9 protein-coding genes are annotated in these 9,779 nt (G+C 66.2%); 2 read left to right on the plus strand and 7 right to left on the minus strand.

The window, feature by feature from the left end:
• Window positions 1–68 precede the first annotated feature (68 nt).
• Window positions 69–1,562, minus strand: coding sequence for an MDR family MFS transporter (locus AB4Z10_RS23360; protein WP_441472793.1), 1,494 nt, complete (start codon window positions 1,560–1,562; stop codon window positions 69–71).
• 123 nt (window positions 1,563–1,685) lie between these two features.
• Window positions 1,686–2,132, minus strand: a complete 447-nt coding sequence (locus tag AB4Z10_RS23365; RefSeq protein ID WP_441472794.1) for a MarR family winged helix-turn-helix transcriptional regulator — start codon at window positions 2,130–2,132, stop codon at window positions 1,686–1,688.
• A gap of 133 nt (window positions 2,133–2,265) precedes the next feature.
• Between AB4Z10_RS23365 and AB4Z10_RS23370 the strand changes: the two genes are divergently transcribed.
• Complete coding sequence (locus AB4Z10_RS23370; RefSeq protein WP_441472795.1) at window positions 2,266–2,796, plus strand: hydrolase; 531 nt, start codon at window positions 2,266–2,268, stop codon at window positions 2,794–2,796.
• Between the two features lie 10 nt (window positions 2,797–2,806).
• Here AB4Z10_RS23370 and AB4Z10_RS23375 read toward each other — a convergent pair whose 3' ends face one another.
• The 5 genes from AB4Z10_RS23375 to AB4Z10_RS23395 all read right to left on the minus strand — a co-directional run bounded on the left by AB4Z10_RS23375 (window position 2,807) and on the right by AB4Z10_RS23395 (window position 7,683).
• Complete coding sequence (locus tag AB4Z10_RS23375; protein WP_441472796.1) at window positions 2,807–3,796, minus strand: branched-chain amino acid ABC transporter permease; 990 nt, start codon at window positions 3,794–3,796, stop codon at window positions 2,807–2,809.
• 20 nt (window positions 3,797–3,816) lie between these two features.
• On the minus strand, window positions 3,817–4,704 hold the full coding sequence (locus AB4Z10_RS23380; protein ID WP_441472797.1) for a branched-chain amino acid ABC transporter permease: 888 nt from the start codon (window positions 4,702–4,704) through the stop codon (window positions 3,817–3,819).
• 195 nt (window positions 4,705–4,899) lie between these two features.
• Window positions 4,900–6,105 carry an ABC transporter substrate-binding protein gene (locus tag AB4Z10_RS23385; RefSeq protein WP_441472798.1) on the minus strand — a complete coding sequence of 402 codons (1,206 nt, stop codon included), beginning with the start codon at window positions 6,103–6,105 and terminating at the stop codon, window positions 4,900–4,902.
• Window positions 6,106–6,182: 77 nt separating this feature from the next.
• Window positions 6,183–6,929, minus strand: coding sequence for an ABC transporter ATP-binding protein (locus tag AB4Z10_RS23390; protein WP_441472799.1), 747 nt, complete (start codon window positions 6,927–6,929; stop codon window positions 6,183–6,185).
• Window positions 6,916–7,683 carry an ABC transporter ATP-binding protein gene (locus AB4Z10_RS23395; protein ID WP_441472800.1) on the minus strand — a complete coding sequence of 256 codons (768 nt, stop codon included), beginning with the start codon at window positions 7,681–7,683 and terminating at the stop codon, window positions 6,916–6,918. The genes AB4Z10_RS23390 and AB4Z10_RS23395 overlap by 14 nt, the downstream gene beginning before the upstream one ends.
• Before the next feature lie 403 nt (window positions 7,684–8,086).
• On the opposite strand from AB4Z10_RS23395, the gene AB4Z10_RS23400 reads away from it, so the two are divergent.
• Entirely contained in the window at window positions 8,087–9,736 is a 1,650-nt protein-coding gene (locus tag AB4Z10_RS23400) for a caspase family protein (protein WP_441472801.1), read from the plus strand.
• Window positions 9,737–9,779 lie beyond the last annotated feature (43 nt).

Here is a 9,779-nt window from a genome sequence, read left to right on the forward strand (position 1 = left end):
TGTTGGCCCGTGCGGATCACAGGCACAAGGCAACGCACAGCTGCGCTGTCGGTTCCCCCGATGCGGCGCTACTCGCCGCCGACGGCCTTGGCCGCTTCGATTGCCCGGCCGCGCAGAGGCCGCTGCTCCATGCGGGCGAGCGAGATCAGGGCGCAGCCGAAACCGAGGCTCGCTGCGCCGAAGACATAGCGAAACAGCGTCACCATCGTCTCGCGATCGACCGTGCCGAGCTTCAGCGCTTCGGGCGAAAGCTGCGCTGCGGGGCCGCCGACGCCGCCGAGCACGATCGCGCCGAAGACCGCGACGATCAGCGCCCCGCCGATCTGGCGGAAGAAATTGGCCACTGCGGTTGCCGTGCCGAGCTGATGCGCGCTCACCGCATTCTGGATCGAGACGGTCGCGACCGGCAGCAGCGTGCCGAAGCCGATGCTGACGACCGCGAGGATCGCGGAGAAGGCCAGCAGCGGGAGCTGGCCCGAGAAGGCGGACAGCACGGCCGTGCCGGCAAGGGCGACGAAGAGACCGGCCAGCGGCACGCGCTTGTAGTTCGTGACATGCGACATCGCCCGGCCGGAGCTCGTCGCGCCGACCACCGTGCCGCAGGTGAGCGGCAGGAGGCCGAGGCCGGAATGGGTCGCGCTCATCCCCATCACCGTCTCGAAATAGAGCGGCAGATAGATCGTCAGGCCGATGAAGGTGCCCATGCCGAAGCCGGCTGCGACGGTGCCGCGCCGCACGACACGGTTGCCGAGCAGATCGAGCGGGATGAGCGGCTCGGACGCGGTCCGCAGCCGCCAGGCGAAGAGTGCCCAGAGCGCCAGGGACATGCCGACCACCCCGGCGATCGGCAGGGAGCGCCAGGGATAGGCGGTGCCGCCCCAGGAAAGCGCCAGCAGCAGCGATACGGTTCCCAGCGTCATCAGCAAGGCGCCGAGCACGTCCAGCTTGTGGGGGCGCTCATGGCGCGGCAGGCGCTTCAGCGCCGAGCTCGTCATCCAGTAGGCCACGAACCCGAGCGGGACATTGATCCAGAAGATCACCGACCAGTGCAGCTGCTCCGCCAACACGCCGCCGAGGACCGGGCCGAGCAGTGAGGACGACATGAAGACGCTGGCGAAATAGACCTGATAGCGTCCGCGCTCCTTGGGCGGCACCATGTCGGCGACGATGGTCTGGGCAAGCGCGATCAGCCCGCCGCCGCCGAGCCCCTGGATGAAGCGTGCCAGCACCAGCAGCCAGAGCGACGGCGCAAGCGCGCAGGCCACCGACCCGACGACGAAGACAGCGATGCCGGAGAGCAGAACCACCCGCCGCCCATGGATATCGGCGAGCTTGCCGTAGAGCGGCGTCACGGCAGTCGAAGCCAGCAGGTAGATTGTGACGACCCAGGACAGATGCGTGACGTCGTTGAGCTCGCGGCCGATCGTCGGCAGCGCGGTCGCGACGATCGTCTGGTCGAGCGCCGCCAGGAACAGCGCCAGCATGACGCCGATCAGGATCGAGCGGATATCGGCAGGGGTCAGCGATGCGGCCTGGGCCGGTGCGTCGAGCCGCTTGTCCATGGAAACCGTGTTTGAACCTGCATTTTCGGAATGACAGAACTTAGTGCCGGCTTGTGCCATGCGCCAGCCGCGTGTTGTCGGGGCGGCCCTGCGATGAGGGCGGAGCGGTTGCTGCGCGCTTCGTCAGGCCAGCTCGCGCAGGGCGGCGCGCAACGTCTCAGGCGCATCCCCGGGCAACGCCGCCTCGATAGCGGCATGGGTGCTCTGCCAGATCGGTACGGCCGCGGCGAGCAGGGCGCGTCCTTCCGGTGTCAGCGACAGAAGCTTGCTGCGACGGTCGGCGGGGTCGGCGGCAACCCGGATGAGGCTGCGCCGTTCGAGCGGTTTGAGCGCCGCCGTCAGCGTCGTGCGGTCCATGGCGAGAAGGTCGGCGACCGGCCTCAGCGATGGCGGGGCCGGACGATTGAGCGCCATCAGCAGCGAGAACTGGCCGTTCGTCAGCCCGACAGGCCGGAGCGCCTCGTCGAAGCGGCGCGCCAGGGTGCGCGCCGCGCGCTGTACATGCAGGCACAGGCAATGGTCGCGCACATGCAGCGTGGTCGCGAAGGGAACGCCGGCATCCTCGTTCATGCCGATTGCATGTGGGGCGCGCCGGAGCGAGTCAAGCGGCTGCACCCGGCGGCTGCTGGCAGGCCGGGTTGACGCCGACAGTGCCAAGGCGCGCTATGACGGGCAACCAAGAAACAGCGCGAGGAGGTTTGCGATGGCGCTGCTGGCCGCCGAGAATGCGATGCTGGTCGTCATCGACTTCCAGGCGCGGTTGATGCCGGCGATCCATGCCGGCGACAGCGTGCTGCTCAATGCGGGCCGCCTCGTCGAGGCCGCGCGCCTGCTCGGCATTCCCGCAGTCCTGACGGAGCAGAATCCGCGCGGCTTGGGCGCGACGGTGCCGGAGCTGGCGGGGGCTGGGCCGGTCGTCGCGAAGATGAGCTTCGACGCCTGTGCCGAGCCGGATTTCCTCGACGCCTTGGCGGGCGACCGCGAGCTGGTGATCTGCGGCTGCGAGGCGCATGTCTGCGTCGGCCAGACCGTGCTCAGCCTGCTCGATCACCGCCGGCGTGTGATCGTCGTTGCCGATGCGATCGGCTCGCGTGCCCCGGAGTCGCGCGAGATCGCCCTGAACCGCATGGCGAGCCATGGTGCCGAGATCGTCACCACCGAAATGGTGCTGTTCGAATGGCTGCGGACGGCCGATCACCCGCAGTTCAGGACGATCTCGAAGTTGATCCGCTAGAGGCGGCCTCTTACAGCGGCTTCCTGATCGCCTTGGCGATGACGCCGACGATGCCCTCGCGGAAGAGCAGGACGCAGACCACGAAGACGATACCCTGGACGACGGTGACCCAGGCGCCGAGGGTGGCGAGATAGTTCTGCATGGCGACGATGACGAGCGCGCCGACGATCGGTCCGAAGACGGTGCCGAGGCCGCCGACCAGTGTCATCAGCACGACCTCGCCCGACATCGACCAGTAGACGTCGGTGAGCGACGCCAGCTGGAACACGATGGCCTTGGTCGCGCCGGCGAGGCCGGCGAGCGTGGCCGAGAGCACGAAGACCATCAGCTTGTACTGGTTGGCGCGGTAGCCGAGCGAGATGGCGCGGGGCTCGTTGTCGCGGATGGCCTTGCAGACCTGGCCGAAGGGCGAGTGGATGATGCGGTAGATCAGCAGCAGGCCCATCATGAAGATCGCCGCCACCAGCCAGTACAGCACCCGGTCGTCGGCGAGGCTGATCAGGCCGAGGAACTTGCCGCGCGGCACGGCCTGGATGCCGTCCTCGCCGCCGGTGAAGCGCGGCGTCTGCAGCGAGAAGAAGAACACCATCTGTGCCAGCGCCAGCGTGATCATCGCGAAATAGATGCCCTGGCGGCGGATGGCGAGCGCGCCGAAGACGGTGCCGAGCACGGCCGCGATTGCCGTGCCGAGCAGGATCGCGAGCTCCGGTGTCAGGCCCCAGTTCTTGGCGGTGTAGGCGCTGACATAGCTCGCCATGCCGAAATAGGCGGCATGGCCGAAGGAGAGCAGGCCGCCATATCCAAGCAGGAGGTTGAAGGCGAGCGCGAACAGCGCGAAGCACAAAACCTTCATCACGAAGACGGGATAGACGACGAAGGGCGCGACCACGAGCACCGCGGCGATGGCGATGAACAGGTTGCGGTGGAGGCGCGCCGTGCTGTCGTCGGTCTCGGTGACGACGGCGGCAGCCGGGGTGTCGGTCGAGGCAAGGTCGGTCATGTGATTGTCCCTCGCTTGCGTCAGTGGGCGCGGCCGAACAGGCCGGCAGGCTTCACCAGCAGCACCAGCACCATGATGATGAAGATCACCGTCGCGGCCGCTTCCGGGTAGAACACCTTGGTCAGGCCTTCGACCAGCCCGAGCGAGAAGCCGGTGACGATGGCGCCCATGATCGAGCCCATGCCGCCGATCACCACCACGGCGAAGACGACGATGATCAGGTCCCCGCCCATGTTCGGGTTGACCGAATAGATCGGCGCGGCCAGCACGCCGGCGAAGGCCGCGAGCGCGACGCCGAAGCCGTAGGTCAGCGTCACCAGCAGCGGCACATTGATGCCGAAGGCCTGGGTCAGGGTCGGATTCTCCGTGGCGGCGCGCAGATAGGCGCCGAGCTTGGTCTTCTCGATCAGGAACCAGGTGCCGAGGCAGACCACGAGCGAGGCGAAGATCACCCAGGCGCGGTAGTTAGGCAGGAACATGAAGCCCAGATTCTGGCCGCCGGCGAGTTGCGGGGGGATGGCATAGGGCAGGCCCGAGGAGCCGTAGTAGTTGCGGAACACGCCCTGGATGATCAGCGCCAGCCCGAAGGTCAGCAGCAGCCCGTAGAGATGGTCGAGATGGGCGATGCGCTTGAGCAGCAGCCGCTCGATCGCGATGCCGGTCGCACCGACGATGATCGGCGCCAGCAGCAGCGCCGCCCAGTAGTTGATGCCGAGATAGTTCAGGCACATCCAGGCGACGAAGGCGCCCATCATGTACTGGGCGCCATGCGTGAAGTTGATGATGTTCAAGAGCCCGAAGATCACCGCCAGCCCGAGGCTGAGGATCGCGTAGAACGAGCCGTTGATCAGGCCGAGAAGGACCTGGCCGAACAGCGCCTGGGGCGGGACGCCAAGAAGTTCGAACATGCGGGACTCAGATCATCTGGACGTCGGAAGGTCTTCATGGAACCTCGTCCGTCATTCCGGGCGGAGCGAAGCGGAGACCCGGAATCCATCGAAAGGCGCAACGGCTCTATGATGGATTCCGGATCGGCACGCTTCGCGGCCGGTCCGGAATGACGCCGGAGGGTTTGAAACCCGGCCGAGCCGGGCTTCAGCAACTCACTTCTTGACGAGCGGGCACTCGCTCTCGGCCAGCGGCTGGAAGGCCTGCTCCGCCGGCAGGACCGCGATCTGCTTGTAGTAGTCCCACGGGCCCTTCGACTCGGACGGCTTCTTGACCTCGTAGAGATACATGTCGTGCATCTTGCGCCCGTTCGGACGGATCGTGCCCTTGCCGAAGAGCGGATCATCCGTCGGCATCTCCTTCATCTTGGCCATGACGGTGGCGCTGTCCTTGCTCTTCGTCGCCTCGACCGCTTTGAGGTAATGCAGCAGCCCCGAATAGACGCCGGCCTGCACCATGGTCGGCTTCTTGCCGCCGTTGAGCTTGGCGAAGCGTTCCGACCAGGCGCGGGTCTGGTCGTCGCGATCCCAGTAGAAGGATTCGGTCAGGACCAGGCCCTGCGCCGCCTGCAGGCCGAGAGCGTTGACGTCGCTGATGAAGACGAGCAGGCCCGCGAGCTTCTGCCCGCCGGCGACGATGCCGAACTCGCCTGCCTGCTTGATCGCGTTGGTGGTGTCGCTGCCGGCATTCGCCAGGCCGATCACCTTGGCCTTGGAGGCCTGCGCCTGCAGCAGGAAGGACGAGAAATCGGTGCCCGGGAACGGCGTCTTCACCGAGCCCACCACCTTGCCGCCGGCCTTCGTGATGGTCGCGGTCGCGTCGCGCTCCAGCGCATGGCCGAAGGCGTAGTCCGCGGTCAGGAAGAACCAGGTGTCGCCGCCGGCCTTCACCATGGCGCCGCCGGTGCCCTGAGCCAGGGCATAGGTGTCGTAAGTCCAGTGGATCGTGTTGGCGTTGCAGGCCTTGCCGGTCAGGTCGGAGCTACCGGCGCCTGAGTTGATGTTGACCTTGTTCTTTTCCTTGGTGATCTGGCTGACCGCCAGCGCCACCGACGATGTCGGTACGTCGAGGATGAGGTCGACGCCGTCCTGGTCGTACCATTGCCGGGCGATGGTCGAGCCGACATCCGGCTTGTTCTGGTGGTCGGCCGAGACGATCTCGACCTTGATACCCTTGTCGGCCGCCTTGAAGTCCTCGACCGCCATGCGCGCGGCGACGACCGAGCCTTCGCCGGCGAGGTCGGCATAGAGGCCGGAGCGGTCGTTCAGCACGCCGGCCTTGACGGAGATTTGCTGGGCTAGCGCCGGGCTCGCCATCAGGGCGGCGAGCGCGGTCGTTGCAAGAATCGTCTTCAGCTTCATCATTGTTCTCCCTGCTGTGGTTGTCGGCATTTCGCCGTGTTCTTGGCCGCGCAATGCCGGCATCCGGGCGAAGCCCGTCAAACCCCGAGATAGCGGTGCAGCTTGTCGATATTGGCGTCGAGGTCGGAATTGAGGATCATGTCGATCACCTTGCCCTGCTCGACGACGTAATGCCGGTCCGCCACGGTCTGCGCGAAGCGGAAATTCTGCTCCACCAGAATGATGGTGAAGCCCTCCTGCTTCAGTTTCGCGATGGTGCGGCCGATTTGCTCGATGATCACCGGCGCAAGGCCTTCGGTGGGTTCGTCGAGCAGGAGCAGATGCGCGCCGGTCCGCAGGATGCGCCCGATCGCCAGCATCTGCTGCTCGCCGCCGGAGAGCTTGGTGCCCTGGCTCTTCAACCGCTCCTTGATGTTGGGGAAGAGCGTGAAGATGGCGTCGAGGGAAAGCCCGCCGGGCCTGACCTGCGGCGGCAGCATCAGGTTCTCCTCGACCGAGAGCGAGGCGTAGATGCCGCGTTCTTCCGGCACGAAGCCGATGCCAAGCCGGGCGATCGCGCGCGATGGCAGCCCGATCGTCTCCTTGCCCTCCAGCACGACCGAGCCCTTGCGCTTGCCGATCACGCCCATGATCGACTTCAGCGTCGTGGTCTTGCCGGCGCCGTTGCGCCCGAGCAGCGTTACGACCTCGCCGGGCGCGACGTCGAGATCGATGCCGTGCAGCACATGTGATTCCCCGTACCAGGCCTCGAGCCCGCGCACCTTCAGCAGCGGCGCGTTGCCGGAAGCGGCCATGGGAGCTTTCACAGCCTCAGTGATGGCCATGGCCGCCTCCCGAACCGATATAGGCCTCGACCACGCGCGGGTCCTTCGAGACGGTGGCGTAATCGCCCTCCGCCAGGACCTGCCCGCGCGCCAGCACGGTGATGCGGTCCGACAGCGAGGCGACAACCGAGAGGTTGTGCTCGACCATCAGGATGGTGCGGTTCTGCGAGATCTTGCGGATCAGCGCAGCGATGCGATCGACATCCTCGCGGCCCATGCCGGCCATAGGCTCGTCGAGCAGCAGCATCTCGGGGTCGAGCGCCAGCGTCGTCGCGATCTCCAGCGCGCGCTTGCGGCCGTAGGAGAGCTCGCCGGCGGTCAGCGACAGGAAGGGCGTCAGGCCGACCGCGTCGACGAGGCTCCTCGCTTCGTCGTCCAGGCTCTTGAGCGTGCGCTCCGAACGCCAGAAATCGAAGGAATCGCCGCGCTTGCGCTGCAGGGCGATGCGGACATTGGTCAGCACCGACAACTGCGGGAACACGGCGGAGATCTGGAACGAGCGCACCAGCCCGAGCCGTGCGATCTCGGCCGGCTTCTCGCGCGTGATGTCCCGGCCGTTGTACGTGATCGTTCCGCGGGTCGGCGGGAGAAACTTGGTCAGCAGGTTGAAGCAGGTCGTTTTGCCGGCGCCGTTGGGGCCGATCAAAGCGTGAATCGAGCCGCGCCGGACATTGAGGTTGACGCCGTTCACAGCTGTAAAGCCGGCAAATTCTTTGGTTAGACCTGAGGTCGAAAGAATATTGTCCTCAGACATGCCGACTGCCAGCCTTCATCAGCTTAGTCTTTCTTTCTTGTGCGGTTCCCCTTGCATGGCATGCTGCACCGCGTCGGGAACATAAGTCAACGTTCGCTGAGCGGCTCGCGGAAGCAGGTTCATATACTTTGGTCTTATTCTGAAGATGTCCTGCAAATGGAGGATGTCGCGCCCGGCCGCGTCGCGCGATGTTGCCTGCTTCGGACGCGAATCCGAAAAATCCATTTGAACCTGGGACAAGGTAGGCGCGACCAAGGGGTATTCTGGTTTACCGTCGGGAAGTGTTGCGGTAAAAATGCCCGTTGGCTTTCACTATTGTTGTCCGTCGACCAATCGTGTGGTGTCCCCTGTCGGGAGCTTCGCGGCCAGAAGGTATGTGCCGCTGAATTCGGAGGAGGTTGTCGTGAGCTTCGCGTCTCTGGTTTCGGTGTTCCAAGCCCGCATGGCTTCGGTCCTTGCGTTGGTGCTCTGGGCCGTTGCGCTGTCTTCGCCCGGCTTCGCCGCCGCGCCGGAGCGGCGCGTTGCGCTGGTGATCGGCAATAGCGCCTACACGGCGGTGCCGCCGCTCGCCAACCCGCAGCGGGACGCCAAGGGCATCTCGGCCGCGTTGAAGCGCCTCGGCTTCGACGTCGTGGAAGGCTACGACCTCAAGATGGACGAAATGACGGGCATCGTGCGCGAATTCGCGCAGAAGCTCGACGGCGCCAAGGCCGGCCTCGTCTACTATGCCGGCCATGGCATCGCCGTCGGCGACGAGAACTATCTCATCCCGGTCGACGCCTCGCTGCGTTCTGAGGCGGATCTCGACTTCAAGGCCGTCAACGTGCAGCTGGTCCTGCGACAGATGCAGCGCGACGAGCGCGTCAACATCGTCATCCTCGATGCCTGCCGCGACAACCCCTTCGCGGCCCAGCTCGCCGCGAAGTCCCGTGCCGTCACGCGCGGCCTCACCGCGATCGAGACCCAGTCGGCCTCCGGCATTCTGATCGCCTTCGCCACCGATCCGCGCGCGACCGCGCTCGATGGCGAGCGTGACGGCAACAGCCCGTTCACCTCCGCCCTGCTCAAGCATATCGAGACGCCCGAGGTCTCCATCACCACGGTGATGGACCGCGTGCGCGCCGATGTCTGGGAAACGACGGGCAAGAAGCAGAAGCCCTGGACGAATTCGTCGATCATCGGCGAGTTCAAGATGAACCCGACGCTGAAGCTCGCCTCGGTCGATGCCTCGGCTGCCGCGACCAAGACCATCGACGCGGCCGTGCCGGTTCCGGCCATGCCGGCTGCGCCCTCGCTGGACCGTGCCCAGCTCGACGTGAAGACCTGGGAAGTCGCCGAGCGCGGCAATTCCCTAGCCGACTATCGCGCTTATCTCGAAGCCTTCCCGTCCGGCCAGTTCGCCACCTTCGCGCGCAATCGCCTTGCCAGCCTTGAAGCGGCGAAGCCCGCTGCGAGCGCCACGGAAATGCCTCCCGGCGTCACTGACGAGGCGCTCAAGAAGGAGGTCGGCACTGTGCAGACCGAGACGGCGATGAAGCTCCAGGCCAAGGATCGCCGCGAGTTGCAGGTCCGCCTTGGCGTCGCCGGCTTCCAGTCCGGCAAGCCCGCCACCACCTTCGGGCCGGGCCAGCGCAAGGCGATCCAGGAATGGCAGAAGTCGCGCAGCATCCCGGAGACCGGCTTCCTGACGGCCATGCAGGCGACGGCGCTGCGCGCCCAGAGCGAGGTCACCTATCGGCAGGTGCTGGCTCAGGAAGAGAAGGCGGCCGCCGAGAAGAAGACCCGCAAGGTCGGCGATGCCCAGCAGGGTAGCCGCAGTGCCCGCAAGACCACCGACGAGGGCGAGGAGATGTACCGGCGCGATCTCGCCCGCGAGCGCGGCACGGCCTATGAAGGCTCGGCTACTCCGGCCCGCGGCACGAGCAGCAGCGGCTATCAGGGCCGCGTCCGGACGCGTGAGAGTGATGCCGGGGACAGCACGGGTGCCGCGATCTTCGGCGGCATCGTCGGCGGCGCTTTGGGCGGGGTGATCGGTGGCGGCTTCCGCCGCTGAGGCACCGTCTCCCGCTTATATCATCCGGAAGGCCGGCCCCTCG

The sequence above is a fragment of the Allobosea sp. RAF48 genome, from assembly GCF_052114025.1.
Lineage (GTDB): Bacteria > Pseudomonadota > Alphaproteobacteria > Rhizobiales > Beijerinckiaceae > Allobosea.